Source organism: Desulfosporomusa polytropa (assembly GCF_055380075.1).
Map to the genome: position 1 here is coordinate 2,918,963 of NZ_AP042400.1, position 18,895 is coordinate 2,937,857.

An 18,895-nucleotide genomic window follows, 5' to 3' on the forward strand; every position below is an offset into this window, starting at 1 on the left:
GTATCCACCCTTTTTAAAAATTAACTCTGGTCTCAATTATGAATAGCCCATTATTAGTACCACCAAAGGTACCCCCAACAGCAATACGCTTGTTCAAGTCATACCTGAGGCTTACACTATCTTTTTTCTGATCAAGATCCATGGTATAGCTTAGCAGCAGTTTATCTGTCAGATATTTGCCAATTTCCAAGTTGTAGCCCTGGAAACTGCTGTCATTATTATCTTGACCGGCTCGATTACTATAGGCATCAAATACTGATGATTTTACTAAACGAAACTCATCGACCCCTAGCGCATTTTGCATGGTATTCTCTATCTCAGCAATAAAACGCATCTGCAAACCCGCCTCTAGCAGGTTAACTAACTGGTCATGCCCTAACACGCTATCATATTTAGACTGGCTATTGGAAAAGTCACCGCCACGCAATGTCAGAATTGAGATAATTTCCTGCTGACTCATGGCTGGATCGGAGGTCAAGGTAAGTTCCATCGCTGTTGCCGGGCCATTGATCGCCAGGTTGACGCGTGTTTGTTGCAGTTTAGCATTGGCTTTTAACTTAATTATCGGTATAATCGAGCGATGTTGGGTGAATTCGGCGCTGCCACTTTCAATGGTAAAGCGGTTTGTCAGATATTTTACCGTACCGCGCCGCGCCTCTATGCGGCCAGAAGTCCGCGGTTTTTGCAACGTTCCGGAAAACTTAACTTTACCCTCGGCCAGGAAATCATAGAGATAGGGATTATACATCCGGACTTTATTGCCCATAACAAGCTCAACATCAAGTCCAGCATCCCAATCAAGCTCTCCGCCCTCAGGCACAGCCGGGATATTAATGGTAGCATTTGTAACATTCAGCTTCCCGTGTAGCAGCGGTTTTCCCTTTTCACTTGTCAATGATACCACACCATCTAGCGGTCCGGCAAAGTATTTATGTTTAATTCCCAAATGATTTAGGTTTAGCATTATATTATAATCATCCAGCGCTAAGCCGTTTAAGCGGGCAGAACCACTTAAGGCATAGGAACCGCCACCCATTTGTCCACCAAAGTCGTTAATAGTAATTGTATCATCTTGAAACCGAATATCAACCCCTACATTTTGGATGGGTTCACTAATATCTGCCAATTTAATGGTACCATTGACTACTGTTAGCTGACCATTCAAGGTTGGTTGGGCCAGTGTGCCGCCAACGCTGATTTCACCGGCGGTTGGCCCAGCGGCCCAAGCCACTTCTTTTGTCAGCATCGGCAGTATACTTAGATCAGCGTTATCAAGGCGCAATTTTAGATCCATTCTATCAGTCATATCTGCCTTGCTGCGTCCTTGACTATTGAGGGCTTTTAACGGTACTATGCCATAGGCGCTTGCTTTGTAGGGGCCTCGCGCTAAAAATAGCTGATTGACATGAATACTGCCTTGCTTGTAGACAAACAGTCCATAGAGGTTATCAAATTCAGCATTAGCAACACTACCTTTTTGCATATCCAATGATACTGCCACATTAGGATCAGCAGCTAGGCCTGTAGCCTGAACATTGAAACTGAATTTGCCTGTGGTCGCAATAGTTGTATCAAACAACGCTGGTAAAATTCCGGTCTCAATGTTGCGGCCGCCAACTTCCATATCAATGGCCCCATTTAGATCAGCCTGACCTTTGGCAACCAGTATCCCTTCAGCCCCTTGTTTACCCATAAATTTATTAATGGTAATAATCTTGTTAGTAAGCTCAGCATCAATGTCAATGCTATCAAGTGAATAGTTTTTAATTTGCCCGTTAGTGATAGCGCCGCGTAATAGCACGTTGGGGTTGGTGATGCTGCCACTTAAGGCAATTTCGCCGTTAAGCCGGCCGCTAATATCCCTATCCGGTATATTAGCAATAGCCAGGATACCAGATAGTTCGCCATCTTCGACTCTGAGCAAACCATCTATAGCCTTTGTATTTAGATCAACAGCCCCTGCGAAAACATAGCTGCCAGTTCCTTGAGCAAAATGTAGTTCCTGGATATTGGCGTATCCGTCTTGATAACTTAAGTGAGAGAAAATATTTCTAAGCTCCTGACCGTTTAATAAGAGTAGTGGCGCTTCTAGCTGCCCCTCCAGCCGCGGACTAGCAATCGTGCCTGTCACTTGACCACTAATGTTTACCTTACCGGCAACTGGGTAGGGATAATTTAGTCGCAGTCGGCTAAGCTTCATATTTTGGGCATTTACAGCAAAGTTTAAACTATTGTCAGCCCCCACCCTTCCTGCTAATTTTATACTGGTACCCAGTGATACTAGTTCAAGATTATCGACAATAATGGCACCATCCTGATACTCATACGAGCCTTCCGCTTTGGCAACAAGCTGGCCGTACAAGCTGCCTTGTGTCAGTTTAATTTTTCCTTGAAGGGTTGGATTACTCAGCGGCCCTGTCATGTGTAGTTCATGGTCCACATTGCCTGTTAGTTTTAAGTCAGGCATAACTATTCGAGTAAAGGTCTCAGCCCGGGCAGCGTGAGTAATTGCCACAAGATTGAGTTCAGGTTCAGGACCTGCCAACAAGATTTTACCAGCAATTTCATGGTTGGCAGTACCATCGGTAAGCAGAACCTGAGGCAAAGTCACCTGCTGGGAATCAGCAGTGAGGCTGCCGGTGGCTGTACCCAACAATTGCTCATTGATTTTTAGGTTAGCAACGTCAAAAGCAAGAACAATATTCGGGGCAGTTATTGTCCCGGTAATTTGCCCCGCAAATGACGCTGTCCCGGCAAAATTATTATTCTTCACAGCAGCAGCGGGAATATCTTGCAGCCCAATACCCTGGCCGCTGACCTTCATTGTCAACTGCTCACCTTGCAACAGGCCATTAGCAGCAACATACCCTGTTGGCAGCGCTGCATTGAAATATTCTACGGTTGTCTTGTTGCCACTGCGTTCTATCAAGGTTGATATCGTGTTATAGGGTATCCCTTTGACATTCCCATCGGTCAAGGTGACCACAGCCATACCAGCCATTGACTGCCAATCACACCCTTGTCCACTGACAGAAAGATTGATTTGTCCCCGTCCACTTAGTTCCAGCGGTAACTTTTGGACAGCGGCTGCCTCCAGATTTTCACCAGCAAGCTGTAGTTGATAGCGATTGCTGACAATATCGAATTCACCCTGCCCTTGTACCTGCCCCCCCAGTATACTGACAGAAAAATCGTCAATAGTAAGGATATTGTTGGCAAACTTAAGGTTGGCTTTTGCCGTTTGCAAGGAATAGTTGGCAACCGAGCCCTGGGCTACGGCGATTTTTGCAGCGACAATCGGGCTGTTAAGCGTCCCGGCAACGGTAGCATCAAACTTGACTATCCCGGTAACAGGCAAGTCATTAGTAATGGCCGCAGAATCAAAACCAGGAGAGCCTACCCTCAGGTCAAACACCGGTTGATCACCCGCTATACCGATTTTTCCGAGCACGGTTACTGGCTGACTGGCAACAAGCGCATAGCTACTCAATATGTAAACATTTTCATTAGTAAACGAGATATCACCATAGGCCTGTTCAACAGGTATCCCTGACACCTGTGCCGCAAGGTTATCTAGTCCAAATTTCCCTGCATAGCGCAAACCTGTCGGACTATTCGTAACCGTAACCTCTACTTGGTTGAGCAAACCAGCGGTAAATTTGAGTTCTGTACCAGCAGGCACTATGGCCTGATAGTCGGCCGGGTTCAGGTGTTCTGCTTTGACGGTTAACCACAGACTGTTTTTAGAATTGTTAAGTGACCCTTGTATTTTCAGCGGCGAAGCGTTGTGGCTGCCAGTTAGACTTGCATCAACGGTTTGACTCCCATTGACAGTAACCTGACCATCAATCTTTTCCAAATCCCATTGGCCTTTGGATGAGCGGACTTGAATACTAGCTTGTTCCAAAAACACGTTACCACTAAATTCCGGGCTGTCAGGCTTAGCTTCCTGTTTTAGGCAAGCCGCATTCCAGGTACCATCTGTTTCTTCTACCAATAGAATCTTCGCCTGTGTGAGCGTGAATTGTTTGAGAGCATCCATCGCCGTCTGACCGTGGAGCAAAGCCAGCAGGTTATAGTGAATCGTGACCTGTTTGACAGCCGCCATTTCCCGGCCATGTTTATCAAATATCATTACATCATCTACGGCAGCTGAGGTTAGTCCGGTCGTATGCAGTTGACCGATCGTTACCTTGGTTCCCAACGACTCAGTCAATTGGGCAGCTAATGTGTCTTCCATTTGGGCAAACACAGCCTGACTGTGGCTAGACCACCAGCCAAATGCAGCCAGTCCAACCATAAGTACTATACTAAGTAAAGCAATCACTTTGGTTCGCATTATGTGCCTCCTCGGCTTGTTCGGTACTGCTTTACTTCGACAGACTAGTTGCTTCTTCCTGTAAGACCAGCCTGGGAATTTTACGCTTCCAATGCAAAAGAGTTGTTTTGACATAACTGCCAAAACAACTCTTTTTATTTCAGATCAAACCTATTTTACTGCTATACCCATGGCTTTATCTAGGTTGGCACGACTAGTATTGTAGTCGTACAAGGCTTGTACATAATCAGTCTTGGCTGAGGTTAAGGCGACCTGAGAATCAATAACGTCAAGGTTGGTACCAACCCCGGCACTATACCGCACTTGGGCGATTTTATAGTCTTCTTCGCCCTTAATTACAGCTACTTTACTGGTATCAATGCGTTTTTCAGCTTCCAGCATATTGAGGTATGCCTGGCGGACTTCTAGCTGCACACTGTCTTTGACCTGACGCAGCTGCTCTGTAGCTTTAGTGAGTTGAGCCCCCGCACCTTTGACTTGTGCTTTGGTTAAGCCAGCGTCAAACAGATTGTAATTGGCACTGATGCCGATCGTCCAGGTGTTATTTTCGGTACCTGGAAAATCACTGTCATGCCACTTTTCAGAGGCCGTCGCCGATACTGTCAGCTTATTACCGCTTTCGGCTATTTTAATATTTGTTTTAGCAATCTCCACATTGGTCTTTGACTGCGCTAAATCAGGCCGGTTGTTCAAGGAAGCCGCAATACATTCTTCCATCGTTTTATCATATTTTTGGTATTTCAGCTCATCTTTAACGCTAAGCTCAGTATCAAGCGGCAAACTGATAATATTATTTAAGTTAGATACCGCAAGTTCATACGAATTCTTGGCAATAATTAGATTTTGTTCCGCATCGGCTTTTTCTACCTCTGAACGCAATACGTCAGTTTTCGCCACAGTACCGGCATTATATTGGGCCTCTACATTCTTCAGATGCTCGGTAAGACGATCCAGGGATTCTCCGTTAAGGATGACCAAATTACGAGTTTGTAGAATTCTGTAATATCCGGTTGTGGCATTCAGTTTGATTTGCTGCTGGGTGTCGGTTACACCTAAATCAGCAACTTTCACTGCTAGTTTAGTATTATCAATAGTACCTTCAAGCTTGCCACCAGTGTATAAGGGCAGTGTCATATCAATACTATTGGCATAGAGGGTGGTTAAGTACGCCGGAACAGGGTATTTAGCTATCGAACTTCCAGTATAGTAGTATGAACTTGATGCGCCTGTCTTATAACGGCTTGCATTATGGGATAAAGTGACTGACGGCGCTTTGCCAGCCTTGGCAACGCTAACATCCCAGTTGGCCTTTTCCAGCTCAGATTCCGAAATTTTTACGGCAGGGTTACTTTTGAGTGCCATTGCCACAGCTTCCTCTAGCGTAAGTTCAACTGGGGCAGCAAAGCCTGGAAGCGCTGCCGCCATGATCATTGTCCCTGCAAGTAGCGCTGTTGCCTGTTTGGCCCTGCGACTACATAATTTTAATTTTACCATAAATATATATAACCTCCTTGAAATTATCACTTGTTGTATGTATTGACTGTTTAGTCAAGCACTTATTATTATAGGTTCACCGCTTGACGGTGTCAATGCGAAATACCGCTAAAATGAGCGTCGTATCCCCCAATAAGACGTTTTTTCATCCTGCTTATTCAGACTGTCTGTCTGCCCCACCAGAAAAGTATCTGGTGCTACCTGATATTGGGTACGCAGTTTGACCCGGACATCATTGGGATCATAGGCATCCAGCGACATTCGCAGCTCTTTACCCAGCTTGGCATCCACACCAATGCCGACCTTATTATCAATAATACCTACCCTTTGACTTATAACCGGACCGCTTTTGCCTAGTTGCAAGTTCACTTTATCATCTTCACCGATATCGTTAACACCAATAACCGCAAAATCACTAGGTGATGTATTGATGGTAATATTGGCATTGCTTTGGTACTTATGATTATCAGGATCATAGAGCGCTTCGATACTTGCCTCTGTTTTGATATTCGCTACCTTATTGAGCATTTGATTAGCCTTGGCCGAAGCATCACGAGCATTTTTTAGGGTTTCCTTGAGGTTTTTGGACGTTTCGGGATCGGTTACAACCCCTTCTAGGGCAGCAGCCATCTTTTCAACCCGGCTGCTGGTTTGGCGAAGAGCCGCAATGGTTTCCCGCAAATTTTGGGCTGTCTGCCCGTTGTTATCCACATCGGCAAGCATGGTATCGACCCTGCCCGCCGTAGCCTTGAGGCTGACTGACATGTCTTTTAGGTTACTAACCATGGATGTTACATCACCATGACTCGCATCAGCCAATATGGCCAACGTAGCTGTCAAACGATTCAGGTTATCAGTTATATCCCTGGTATTTAGGGCTGTTGCTTTAAGTGCAGCTCGGACTTTTTCGTCGCCAATAATATCGTTGAGCGCCTTAACCAAAGTTTTGACTTCATCCAGTACCTGATTGGCTGATACCATGAGTTCATCCATTCCCTGCGGGTTCTCGCCATACACCTTGTCATTAGGAACTAAAAAACCTTTCACATCCTGTGGCGGTACAATATTGATGAATTTTTCCCCCAGTAAGCCATCTGAGCCGATGGTAAATTTCGAGCCAATAGGAACCTTAACTCCAGGATTCAGCATAATATCAGCAACAACCGCTTCAGGTAACACCCGTACATCAGACACCTTACCGACCTCTACACCGGCATAACGCACAAGGTTACCAGGCTTCAAGCCACTTACCTGCCCAAACATGGCCTGTACCGGATATCCTTTATCGCTAAAACTCATACCACTTAAATAAATAATCATTCCAACAAGTAAAGCAAGACCAGCCAGCGTTATGGCTCCGACTTTTGCTTCTGTATTCATGCTCTGGACCTCCCTTTACTTTCTGGGAACGCAATTCCTCCCCGAATGAATTTAATCATAATCGGGTTTTCGGATTGTCTTATCTTGTCAGGCGTACCAGTTTCAATAATGCTGCCGCCATAAATCATCGCAATCCGGTCAGCAATATTGAAAACGCTCGACATGTCATGGGTAACAACAACCGAAGTAGCATCAATCATCCGTCTGGTACTAACAATCAGCCTGTCAATAGTATTTGACATAATAGGATCAAGACCCGCGGTAGGCTCATCATACAACACAATGTGCGGATCAATCGCAATCGCCCGAGCCAAGCTAACCCGTTTTTTCATCCCACCAGACAATTCGTTAGGCATAGCCGTTTCCTGGCCCCGCAGCCCGACCATTCGCAGCTTACGCCGCACGGTTCGGGCAATTTCTTCTTCTGTCATATCGGTATGCTGATGTAAACCAAAGGCCACATTCTGTCCTACTGACATGGAGTCAAACAAGGCTGAATACTGAAAAACCATACCCATTTCTAACCTGATTTTGTTAAGCTCATCTTCTGTCATTGCGGTAATTTCCCGGCCATTAACCCAAATCTCGCCACTTGTTGGTTTTAATAAACCGATAATCAATCTGAGCAGGGTGCTTTTTCCCGAACCACTTGGCCCGATAATGACCATGATTTCCCCTTGTTCAATTGTCAGGTTAATGTCTTTAAGGACTTGTTTTCCCCGAAAATTCATATTGACATTAACTAGCTTGATCATGGTTGAACCTCACATTTCTATATACAACAATGGTTGCAGACGGCGGTGTGTTTATCGTTACTGATATAGCGCTACAGATAAAAAATAGTTACTAATAAAAATTAGAATAATAGACAATACTACTGAACCGGTTGTTGCCTGACCCACGCCTTCCGCACCTTGCGCAGTTGTTAACCCTTTATGACAGCCGATAATGGCAACAATAACCCCAAAGACCATGGCTTTAATCAGTCCACCAAGAATATCATGTGGCACCGCAAACACTTTAATCGAGTTAAAAAAGGTAAACGGAGTAATGTTGGCAGAGAATGTTGCAATTAGATAACTACCAATAGTACCAATAACATCAGCAAAAATAACCAATATTGGTAACATAACCATACAGGCAAGCAGGCGGGGCACTACCAGGTAAGCAATAGGACTTACTGCCATAACCCGCAAGGCATCAATTTGCTCGGTTACCTTCATTGAGCCAATCTCAGCAGTAATGGCTGCCCCCACCCGTCCGGCAAACACGACCCCTGCCAACACTGGTGATAATTCGCGGCCCATAGCCACCGCTACCAAACCGCCAACTGAGGACTGTGCCCCATATTTTACAAATTCATGAGCAGTTTGCACTGTCATAACCATACCTGTAAACAACATGGTCAGTAGTACAATTGGTAACGAGTCGGCCCCTAGATGTGCCATTTGCCTGAGCAGCAGCCTACTGTTTACATGACGTAAATGATAGACCGTTTGACCAAATAAAATCAATACTTTTCCTATATCTTCCAAAATGCCAATAACCACTCTACCGGTACGGGCAAAAAATTCAATAAGCATACCCAGACTCCTTACCCTGTATTCGGTTCAGATAATGTGTAATAGTATTCAATATTTATTTCAAATTCCCTGCTGCTTCCCTGTTAATTAAATTATTCAAAGCAAGGAAGTGAGTGTCTTTACTTTTGGCATTGCCCCAAAAGTAACAAAAGGTCTAGGCCCTAAGCCTCCAAAAGCTGAAAAGCCGGGCGGTATTCCTAAAATCCGTAAACTCGCTACGCTCAGACAGTACGAATTTTTTTACGGAATACCGCCCGGCTTTTCTCCTGCGGAACGCTTTTTCCGGCAATGGCCGTGGGGTTACGTGGGTGCCGGGATAACCGCCTTGGAGACACAATTTCTGAAATTACAAGGCCTGCCCCCTTGCAATTACGCTACCGTTAACCATTTGAACACTTTGTGTACTTTGCGGTTACAATCCTTAAAATAGGTTTGGTTTTGGGCTATGAGGGGTAGGTTTGTTGAACCACAAAGGTCACAAAGAGCGCAAGGGGTATGAAAGTAACGGGGGTTTTACTTTTGGCATTGCCCCAAAATCAGATGCAACGCGCGCTGTAGCATCACCATAAACGAAAACAATGTCGTATAATTAAAGTGTGGCATAAGGTCGATACTTTTTGAGCTAAGAACTCGACCCCAAAATTGATATGACTTCCTGCTTGAACCACATATTGTCCAGCTCATTCGGGCGAAAGGACGTGTAGTAAAATAATAACTTACAGGAAGTCGCGCCATATTTTATCTACAAGGGGATGATATTGTGAACATAACTTATGAGCGTTGTTGTGGGATTGATGTACACAAAAAGATGATAGTTGCCTGTCTAATCTGTGGTGGAAAGCAGGAACTTCGTCAGTTTGGTACAACGACAAAAGAACTGCGGGATTTATCAGCCTGGCTAGTCGAGGCTAGATGTCAAATGATTGCCATGGAAAGTACCGCCTCCTACTGGAAGCCATTGTACAACATCTTTGAACTGTCCGGCTTGGATGCCATGATAGTCAACGCCCAGCACATGAAATCTTTGCCTGGTCGTAAGACCGACGTCAAAGATGCAGAATGGATTGCGGATCTTCTCCGACATGGGTTACTAAAAGCAAGCTATATTCCAGACCGCGAACAACGGGAACTGCGGGAAATCTCTCGCTACCGCAAGAGCTTGATTGATGAGAGAAGCCGTGAGCTGAACCGATTGCAGAAAATGCTAGAGGGAGCCAATGTAAAACTATCTAGCGTAGTAAGTGCTATCAACGGCAAGAGTTCCCGGCGACTTTTGGAAAGCATTGTCCAAGACAAAAAGCTGGATGAAGACGAAATTCTAAGGCTACTTCATCCCAGCATGCACGGTAAACTCAATGAAATCATGGCTTCTGTTGACGGAGTTATCTCGCCTTTGCAACGCAGATTGCTGCGCAATGTCCTGGATCATATTGATGATATGACAAAGCGTATCGAAGATATGGACAAACTCATCAAAGACTACCTAGATAAATATGAAGCTGCCATCACAGCAATAGATGAAATTCCGGGTATTGGGAGAATCAGTGCAGAAACCATCTTAGCGGAAATCGGGCTTACTATGAATCGGTTTCCCACAGATGGCCATATTAGCTCTTGGGCCGGTGTGGCTCCAGGTAACCATGAGAGTGCAGGAAAACGAAAGAGTGGAAAAACCACTCATGGAAACAAAACATTAAAAGCCATCTTAATTCAATGTGCTAAGGCTGCGCAAAAAGTGAAGGGAAGCTTCTTTTCAGCCCAATATCAACGGATTGCAGCACGAAGAGGAAGAAATAGAGCCGCCGTAGCTGTCGCCCATTCCATACTGATAGCGATCTACCACATACTAAAAACAGACGTTCCTTATCGAGAGTTAGGTTCCGAGTATTACAATCGATTTAACCGGGAGAAGAAAATACAATCATATTTGAAGAAATTAACGGCTTTGGGTTGGGAGCTCCCCACCACAGCTACGACCTAATTGCCTACATACTATAAATTTTTTGGCCTTAGACTCTAAGGCTTGTATTTGTGCGCCCTTTTTTTCTGGCACATAGGAGATGTTTTCATAGTAAAGTAACAAAAGGTCTAGCCCTGAGCCTCCAAAAGCTGAAAAGCCGGGCGGTATTCCTAAAATCCGTAAACTCGCTACGCTCAGACAGTACGGATTTTTTTACGGAATACCGCCCGGCTTTTCTCCTGCGGAACGCTTTTTCCGGCAAAGGCCGAGGGGTTACGGGAGTTACCGGTCGCCTGTGCCGGGTTTCGTACTTGATATCCCTTGTTTTATAAGGCCTCCGCCACACTAAAACCTGTAAATGCTGGTAGACTCCCCAAGAAGCCGATGTTCGGCTTCTTGGGGAGTCATTTATTTTTTTACGTTGAGTATAAGCTGCGTATCGCCGTCGATGATATAGTCGGTGGTGATATATACTTTACGCTGGCTGTTGTCACCTTTAGTGACCTTGGTAGCTGCATTGCCATCACCGGTTCCTGCTTTAGGAGTAGTAGTATGCAACGCCGGGCTGGGACTGGTTTCGAATTTTTCAGCTATCGTTTTGGGGGCTTTCCCTTCACCATTTTGTGTAGGTTCCGGAACATTCATATCAATCACTTCTACCACAAGGTCATTATTACGATCACGATTAACCAGTTCATTGACTGCTTCATCCAGTGACTTAGGACGGGCTTTTATAAATAGCTTAGTTAAATCTTCTTCTCCATTTTGGCGCTTGCCAAGCAATTGTGCCATTGAGACCATACCACCGCCGCGCACTGCCAGCATAAGTGTGCCTGCTTGCTGATCTTTAGGCACTGTATAGGTAATATGGCGAGTAATGGGCTCACTGCGATAAGGCTTTAGTTTTACGGCAATGTCCACTTTATCACCTGGCTTGACAGGATCGGTAGCAGCCTTGGCCTCGATAATAGTGGCTGTCCGTCGTTCAGTGTCAATTGCAACATTTACTTTAACATCCATGATATCAACAGCAGAAAACTGGTTGCCAGTCAACAGCGCCAAGGCCTCATGTACTTCAGCCACTGCCAATTCACCAATGTTTCCCTGGGTATAGAACATATTTTCACGTTTTAATGCCTGGCCAGGAATACCGTTAGCGCTAATTTCAAAGCTGATTTTAGCTGTTCCTGAGCCAACACGATCTGTGGTTTTCTCAATGGCATTAAAAACACTGACTGCCGCCAGGGTAGGCGCTAATTCTTCATCCTGGATTACCTGCGCCCACATGTCATTAGTCTGTCCTAGATTCTTATCAGTAACACTGATCCGCAACGGTACAATGCCAGGAAATTTTCCCAGCTTACCGGCAACACCAGCACCTCTATCCTGGTTGATTACGCCAATGGCTTCCGTGGATGTTCCCACTTTGAAGGAGTTTTCCAAGCCACTGATTGTTGTAAAAACATCGGCGTCGGTGAGAAAATAGTTGGCTTTACCGCGTTTTAGAAAAGGATGGCCAAAGGCCAAAATTTTATCCCCTTCCACATAGGTTACCGTTCCTAATGCTCCTACACTGACATCGCCGCGAACTAATTGTACGCCGATAGTGCTGCCAGGTTCCACTGTTTTATAAGCAATTCCATTATTTGCATCATCAATACTACCACTTACAGCGTAGGGTGTAAGGTTATAGGGCTTAAGCTTATCTGCCAACATTTTTAAAGCTTGTTCACCAAAACCTGAAACCATCAGTGGGGTAGCTGCCGGCATAGCTGCCAACTCTTGCTCTGACACCTTCTGTTCAGCTTGGCCATCCGCAATTTCCCATAACTTCAGCATGTCGGCAATCGGTGTTACCATACCAATTTTATGGTCGGTTAGCGACCAGCCATAAGCAATAGCGCCTACTAGCTTGCCATTAATATATACTGGACTGCCACTCATTCCCTGGGCAATACCACCAGTACGTTCAATCACATCACCATATGTGCGAACTAAAATGAGGTCTCCTGCTGGACCTTTTTGTTTCATAACTTCCAGAACTTCAACACCAAACTCCTCAATGGTATTACCGGCAACAACAGTTTTTGCAATACCATTCATACCTTTAGTAATTTGGTCTACAGGCAAAAATTCAGGCGCAGCCTGGACGTAAGTAATTGGTAGCACGAAAAACACAGCTACCAGCGCTGCCAGGCAGCGTCTCATAAATATCGACAAAATGTTCATCCTTCCCCAAATTACCTTTTAGCTGGTTCAATTCGGACTACTATATCGCCTGTTTTGACTTTGTCACCAGGTCTGACCGCTACTTCGCGGACAACGCCGTCGACATTAGCACGTACTGCGGCAGCAGGGCCAGTAATGGTTTCAACATATACTAGAATATCCCCCTCACGCGCCATAGTGCCAGCAGCAACAAGACCATTTGGTAAAACATTGCCTGACAGTACACTGTGCTGATCAACGGTTTGACCAGCCGCCAGCGACCAAGCGACCACACCAATCACCAGTAATATAGTAATGGCAATAATACTCTTTTTGTGAGTCATAACATAACACCTACCTTTACTTTAGTGAAAAGGCTCCTCTTACCTTCATTATAACGTATTTTTTTTAATTGGCAACATGGTCTGGTACAATTACTAACGCGTCACCTACTCGCCGCTCACGGCCATCAGACGGCTTGTTGACAATCTTACCTTTTACTACCATCTCACTTGAGCCGCCTCCATCCAAGTTCATGGCATCCTGGGCTCCTAATTCTTGCATAAATAAGGCTAGTTCCAAAAGTGTCATGCCTATACTGTTATCTTGGCGGCCATCAACAACCACTGCCAGAATATGACCATCGGCCTTAAGGCCAAGGGCTGTTCTCGGAGCACGGCCACCAGCTACGTCGGAGCCAAATTCTTCAATTTTAGTAGTCAAAAATACACTGTTATTCTTAACTAGCATCGGACCAGCGCCCAGTACATGCGACGTGTTATCCCATACCGTCCCAAGTGTTTGCTGCACCTTAACGCTATCACCTACTTTGAGGGAGGACATCAGTTTAGCAGCATCACCATGAGCTGACAGTACAACCCCGTTAGGTGGTATTTGTGAATTGCTGAGGTTAATAGCAGTTACTATGTCATTTACTACAACATATTCCTGCCCATAGTTGTTGCTGCCAGTAGTAGGAGCATACAATCGATTATATACTACAAGCTCATTTTCACCACGTTCCCGGTTAACTGCACTAATTGGCACTGTCTGTCCGTCAGGCAGCGCAACTTTACCGTCATATTCTACTTGATCAATCAGTATTTTTCCGTCAGGCATAATGCCCAGAGCAGTCCGTGGTAATTCCGGCGTGCTGACAATTTCGCCATCAATTTTGAGTAACCCGATAATAGAACCATCAAGTCCAAAATAGGAGCCATTAACAGCCGCTAACGCCTGCGTACGTTCAACCATTGGCAATAGTGGCTCAAGACCCTGAATAACGCCATTGGAGAGCGCTGGTTTTATCGTAAAGCCAGCTTGAGGGGCAATATCAAGAATATGGGCCAACACCGGACCACTAGCTGCACTTCTCAACCACGAAGTATAGGTAATACCTGGCGCTACTTCATCGACAAACTTTCGATCATATTTCTTAATAATATCAACAACTACGCGGTTAGGGTTTTTCAGGGTAAATACTTTATACGTGTACGCGGTCTTAAGATCAAGAACAGCTCTAACCTTAGCACCTTCGTCAGTAGATAAGCGTAGCTTGTCTACTGTTACATCATTAAAAACATATTGATTAGCCGCTTTATTTACAACACCTGGCATATCAATAACCAACCGCATTGGGTTTTCCAGGGTTGATACGGAATACTCAGGCAAGGTCGTGACATCAAAAACAATTCGCACTGTATCAGCGGTTTGGCTTGTCCGGACTTTGCTCAAAACAGCACTAGGTGCTGCCCAAACTACACTTTGCATAGCAAAGATAGCTATAACTGTGATTACGGCATAAAACAATACTCGCTGCCGAAATTGATTGCCCATACTATATACCACGCTCCTTGAGAGTCTAATAAAATTGCTACATGTCCTGCCTACATAGTAAGGGGAAAGCCAGGCTAACGAGTAGCCTGGCTTTTAACAGTAGTTTTACTCAACTGACGGTAAAGCATATCGGCTAAGCCCATCCCACCGGCTTTCGCCATATTTTGGGTTAACTCGGTGTCTAACATTGAGGTCAGCATTTGTTCCGCTTGGCTATTGCCTAGCAAACCATCTTTGGGAACAGTAGCCCGCATACGTGTCATCATCATATTAAGGAAGACAGCCTCCATATCCTGGCAAGTAGCTTTGAGTTTGGCATCTTCGGCTGCAGACATTGTCGCTGTTGCAGTCGCTGTGGTTTTGCCCTGTTCGGAAGCCTGAACAGCTTTTCCCAGACGATCAGCAAAGGACGCACCTTGGTCAGGCATGGCCATCGCACCACTATCGCCAGATAGTGTACTGGGCTGAATCAAATTATTAGCGTTAATTCGCATTCAATCACCACCTAAAGAGATGAACTTTGTTTTATCATTCTTTTACATTATTTGTAGCTCAGCATGCAAGGCTCCTGCTGCTTTTATGGCTTGCAGAATAGAGATAACATCACGTGGAGTTGCACCTACCGCATTAAGAGCAGCAACTACATCACCAACACTGGACGAAGCAGGTAATTCAACAAGTCCGGCAGGCTCTTCTTTTACTTGAACAGTGGTATCTGTTGTTACCACTGTACTACCGCCTGAAAAGGGTGGTGGCTGAGAAACATTATTCGTCTGGCCAATCTTTACAGTAAGGCCGCCTTGGGCGACAGCTATCTGATCAATTGTTACATTGCCGCCAACAACCACTGTCCCGTTACGTTCATTAATGACAACTTTCGCAGCATTATCCGGCGTGATTGGTAATTCCTCAATAGCCGCAATAAAAGCTATTGCATTGTTACCGTAATAGGAAGGTATCTCAACAATCACTGTACCAGGATCTTGGGGCGAAGCTATCTGACCAAAATTTCGGCCAATCGCCTCACTAATCCTGTTAGCGGTAGTAAAGTCTGGCTGACTGAGCAATAATGAAATTTTGTCTTTGTCCGTAAAGGGCATAGGTACTTCCCGTTCTACTAACGCTCCGTTCGGGACATTGCCAGCGGTAGGAAAATTTTTACGCTGGCTGTTACCACCAGTACCAGCCACAAAACCGCCTGTTGATATTGCTCCCTGACCAACAGCATATACCTGTCCATTGGCTGCCCGCATTGGTGTCTGTAGTAGTGTGCCGCCCTGCAAACTTTTGGCATCACCCATAGAAGAAACAGTAACATCAATAGCATCACCGGCTTTGGCGAAAGCTGGTAAATTAGCTGTTACCATAACAGCGGCCACGTTTTTGGTTTTGACCTGGGTTGCATCAATAAAAACGCCGAAGCTTTTGAGCATATTGCCTATCGACTGGATAGTAAATTTGCTTTTATTACTATCATCACCTGTACCATTTAGACCGACCACCAAACCATAGCCTACCAATTGATTGCTACGTACACCCTGCACCTTGGCTATGTCTTTAATCCGGGCACTGACCTGAGCAGCAGCTATTGACGGGATCGTCATACTTACAGCTAACGCGACGGCTAGAAGGATTGCTGTTACTTTGCGCATATGTCCTCCAATACTATTTCTAGAGCAATTAAACTGTTTGTTCACTTTAGGATTGCTCTAGAATAAAAAATTGAATGCTTGTGTTAATATTCCCTGCCGCTGTTTGCTAGTCAGCGGACCTTTTCCTTCGATCTTAAGCTGTGCATCAGCTACATTGCTTGATAGCACTGTGTTGTTAGCAGTCACATCGTCTGGCCTGATTATGCCAGTAATGGTAATTGTCTGTACATCGGTATTTTGTCTAATGGTTTGCGTGCCTTTTACAACCAATTGACCATTGGGTTGAACTTCCGTTACCTTGACGGTAATTCGACCACTTACTTTGTTGGTGTTAGATAAAGAACCGTCGGCAGCAAAGCTGTCAGAACTTGAGCCACTAAGTGCGCTAATAAAAGTAAACAACCCTGTACCACTCTCCAGGCTAGCACTGGCATCTTTTTTGTTAGAAGCACTACCAGCACGCTTGGCAGTGGAAGACTCGCTGATAATAATGGTAATAACATCACCAACAGCCTGGGCCCGATGGTCGTAAAATAAGTTAGCAGCCGACCCGCTATCTACCCAAAGGGAATTGGCCTCCGCATAAAGCGCAGGCACCATGATCAATGTACATAGCAGTAAAAAACCTATAAGCTTGCGCATTATATCACCTTACTTTTATATATTTGTCAGAACAGTTGTGTCATTAATTACTTGCCCGACAATTACTTTTTGAGAATTACTGTTTTTCACGCGAATAAACTCACCTTTACTGCCATCTTGCAAGGCAGTGCCTGACATCGTTGCCTCAATGCCGCCGATTTTAGCAACAATGCTAACTGGTTGACCTCGTCTGATAAGTATTATTTCCCCCAGCATATTCTTAGTGATGACTATTCCTGGAGCCAATTGACGTTTTGCCGATAATCCTAGTATCTTATCAAGCTCGGTAAAATATCCAGCTGGTAGTTGACCAATATCGCGCCGCTCAAAGATAATACTGTCAGTCGTTATAGGTTCACCAGAATTCAGTGTCCGGCTAGCAATGGCAACTTGTTGGTATTTTTTCAAATCAAACCGCAGTATAACTGTAGTGACTGGCTGGTCATTTACTTGAACATTAACTCGGATGTTAGTGGGGACGTTATAGCGAATGCCCTGTGGCACCGCAATGTTAAATGCTATATCTCCTGGCGGTACCAAAATATCCTGGGGTTGCCCAGCCGAAGTAATCATAACCTCACCAGTTACACTAGTTTTTAGATACTGTTCGGCTTGAGTAACAAGCTGCCGGCCACTAATTGACTGTGATAATGCTGTTACCTTTAGCTGCTGCGGCATGTGCCAAGTGATCCCCGATAAATCAATATTTCCCGCCCTAATTCGGGCCATTAAAATATCTCCCGCAATTGCAAAGCTTTGGCCTGGCGAAGGTGTATGTCCTAGCCGAATTTGCCGTAAACGCTCAATGCGCTCAGCATCATCGCCATTGATGTTCGCGATGTCTCCCAAAACAAAATATTGTCCGGTAATGGTGGCTTCTGCGGGAATGACAATGTTCAGGTCCTGGGCCTGAACAACACGCTGTCCGGTAAAGAATATACCGGCAACACATAGAAGCACCATGGTAAGCCGGTATAGAGTAGTTTTCATACGTTATTCCTAGCGTTTAAGAGAAGCCGCTGTTTCTAGCATAGAATCAGCCGTCGTGATGGCTTTGGAGTTAACCTCATAGGCCCGCTGAGCCACAATCATGTTAACCATCTCTTCCACTACCTGGACATTCGACATTTCTACATATTTTTGCAGCAATTTTCCTGCACCTTCTTCACCAGGATTGTTGACAATCGGCGCACCTGACGCAACAGTTTCTTTAACTAGGTTGCCGCCCATACTCTCTAAACCAGTAGGATTGATAAACCGCGCCAGGGTAAGCTGACCTAACTCTTCCGTAGTCGTAGGTCTGGTAGCTGTAACTATTCCTTCAGCTGAGATTGTAACTTCAGTGGCATCAGAGGGGACAGTAATCGCCGGTTCCAGCGGGTACCCCTCAGAAGTTATTACACGCCCCTGGTCATCTTTCGTAAATGAGCCGTTTCGAGTATAAGCCAGCGTCCCATCAGGCAGAGTTATTTGGAAAAAGCCATCTCCTTGAATGGCAAGATCGTATTCGTTGTCAGTACCCTGCACAGGGCCTTGTGTGTATATTTTTTGAGTAGCCACAAGACGTGTGCCATGCCCCATTTGAATACCGCTTGGCAATTGACTGTCAGCGCCGGTGGAAGCACCAGCCTGACGCATGTTCTGATACATAAGATCGGCAAAATCGGCCCGGCTTTTTTTGAAACCAGTCGTATTTACGTTTGCTAGGTTATTGGAAATAACATCAAGGTTAGCTTGTTGAGCACCCATACCTGTACCGGCAGTCCATAAAGCTCGAATCATCAGTATTACCCCCGTATTT

14 protein-coding genes are annotated in these 18,895 nt (G+C 45.1%); 1 reads left to right on the forward strand and 13 read right to left on the reverse strand.

The features are described from left to right. Window positions 1-13: 13 nt before the first annotated feature. From ACZ449_RS15575 to ACZ449_RS15595, 5 genes are all read right to left on the reverse strand, one after another. Window positions 14-4,339 carry a translocation/assembly module TamB domain-containing protein gene (locus ACZ449_RS15575; RefSeq protein WP_464256983.1) on the reverse strand — a complete coding sequence of 1,442 codons (4,326 nt, stop codon included), beginning with the start codon at window positions 4,337-4,339 and terminating at the stop codon, window positions 14-16. A gap of 150 nt (window positions 4,340-4,489) precedes the next feature. Beyond that, window positions 4,490-5,833, reverse strand: a complete 1,344-nt coding sequence (locus ACZ449_RS15580; protein ID WP_464256984.1) for a TolC family protein — start codon at window positions 5,831-5,833, stop codon at window positions 4,490-4,492. Window positions 5,834-5,941: 108 nt separating this feature from the next. Further along, complete coding sequence (locus ACZ449_RS15585) at window positions 5,942-7,213, reverse strand: MlaD family protein (protein ID WP_464256985.1); 1,272 nt, start codon at window positions 7,211-7,213, stop codon at window positions 5,942-5,944. Then, on the reverse strand, window positions 7,210-7,968 hold the full coding sequence (locus tag ACZ449_RS15590) for an ABC transporter ATP-binding protein (protein ID WP_464256986.1): 759 nt from the start codon (window positions 7,966-7,968) through the stop codon (window positions 7,210-7,212). The genes ACZ449_RS15585 and ACZ449_RS15590 overlap by 4 nt, the downstream gene beginning before the upstream one ends. A gap of 57 nt (window positions 7,969-8,025) precedes the next feature. Then, entirely contained in the window at window positions 8,026-8,796 is a 771-nt protein-coding gene (locus tag ACZ449_RS15595) for an MlaE family ABC transporter permease (RefSeq protein WP_464256987.1), read from the reverse strand. A 760-nt stretch (window positions 8,797-9,556) separates the two neighbouring features. Between ACZ449_RS15595 and ACZ449_RS15600 the strand changes: the two genes are divergently transcribed. After that, complete coding sequence (locus ACZ449_RS15600; RefSeq protein ID WP_464256988.1) at window positions 9,557-10,777, forward strand: IS110 family RNA-guided transposase; 1,221 nt, start codon at window positions 9,557-9,559, stop codon at window positions 10,775-10,777. 387 nt (window positions 10,778-11,164) lie between these two features. Here the strand turns inward: ACZ449_RS15600 and ACZ449_RS15605 are convergent, their stop codons facing one another. From ACZ449_RS15605 to flgG, 8 genes are all read right to left on the reverse strand, one after another. Next, window positions 11,165-12,985: a SpoIVB peptidase S55 domain-containing protein gene (locus ACZ449_RS15605; RefSeq protein ID WP_464256989.1), complete on the reverse strand. Its 1,821-nt coding sequence runs from the start codon at window positions 12,983-12,985 to the stop codon at window positions 11,165-11,167. A gap of 11 nt (window positions 12,986-12,996) precedes the next feature. Next, window positions 12,997-13,308, reverse strand: coding sequence for a biotin/lipoyl-containing protein (locus ACZ449_RS15610; RefSeq protein ID WP_464256990.1), 312 nt, complete (start codon window positions 13,306-13,308; stop codon window positions 12,997-12,999). A 64-nt stretch (window positions 13,309-13,372) separates the two neighbouring features. Next, window positions 13,373-14,800, reverse strand: a complete 1,428-nt coding sequence (locus tag ACZ449_RS15615; protein ID WP_464256991.1) for a phosphodiester glycosidase family protein — start codon at window positions 14,798-14,800, stop codon at window positions 13,373-13,375. Between the two features lie 74 nt (window positions 14,801-14,874). After that, complete coding sequence (locus ACZ449_RS15620) at window positions 14,875-15,294, reverse strand: rod-binding protein (protein WP_464256992.1); 420 nt, start codon at window positions 15,292-15,294, stop codon at window positions 14,875-14,877. Window positions 15,295-15,336: 42 nt separating this feature from the next. Further along, on the reverse strand, window positions 15,337-16,452 hold the full coding sequence (locus ACZ449_RS15625) for a flagellar basal body P-ring protein FlgI (protein ID WP_464256993.1): 1,116 nt from the start codon (window positions 16,450-16,452) through the stop codon (window positions 15,337-15,339). 57 nt (window positions 16,453-16,509) lie between these two features. Beyond that, window positions 16,510-17,094 (reverse strand): flagellar basal body L-ring protein FlgH, encoded by a 585-nt coding sequence (locus ACZ449_RS15630; RefSeq protein ID WP_464256994.1) that lies wholly within the window; start codon window positions 17,092-17,094, stop codon window positions 16,510-16,512. Window positions 17,095-17,109: 15 nt separating this feature from the next. Beyond that, on the reverse strand, window positions 17,110-18,084 hold the full coding sequence (gene flgA, locus ACZ449_RS15635) for a flagellar basal body P-ring formation chaperone FlgA (protein WP_464256995.1): 975 nt from the start codon (window positions 18,082-18,084) through the stop codon (window positions 17,110-17,112). Window positions 18,085-18,093: 9 nt separating this feature from the next. After that, window positions 18,094-18,876, reverse strand: coding sequence for a flagellar basal-body rod protein FlgG (flgG, locus tag ACZ449_RS15640; protein ID WP_464256996.1), 783 nt, complete (start codon window positions 18,874-18,876; stop codon window positions 18,094-18,096). Window positions 18,877-18,895 lie beyond the last annotated feature (19 nt).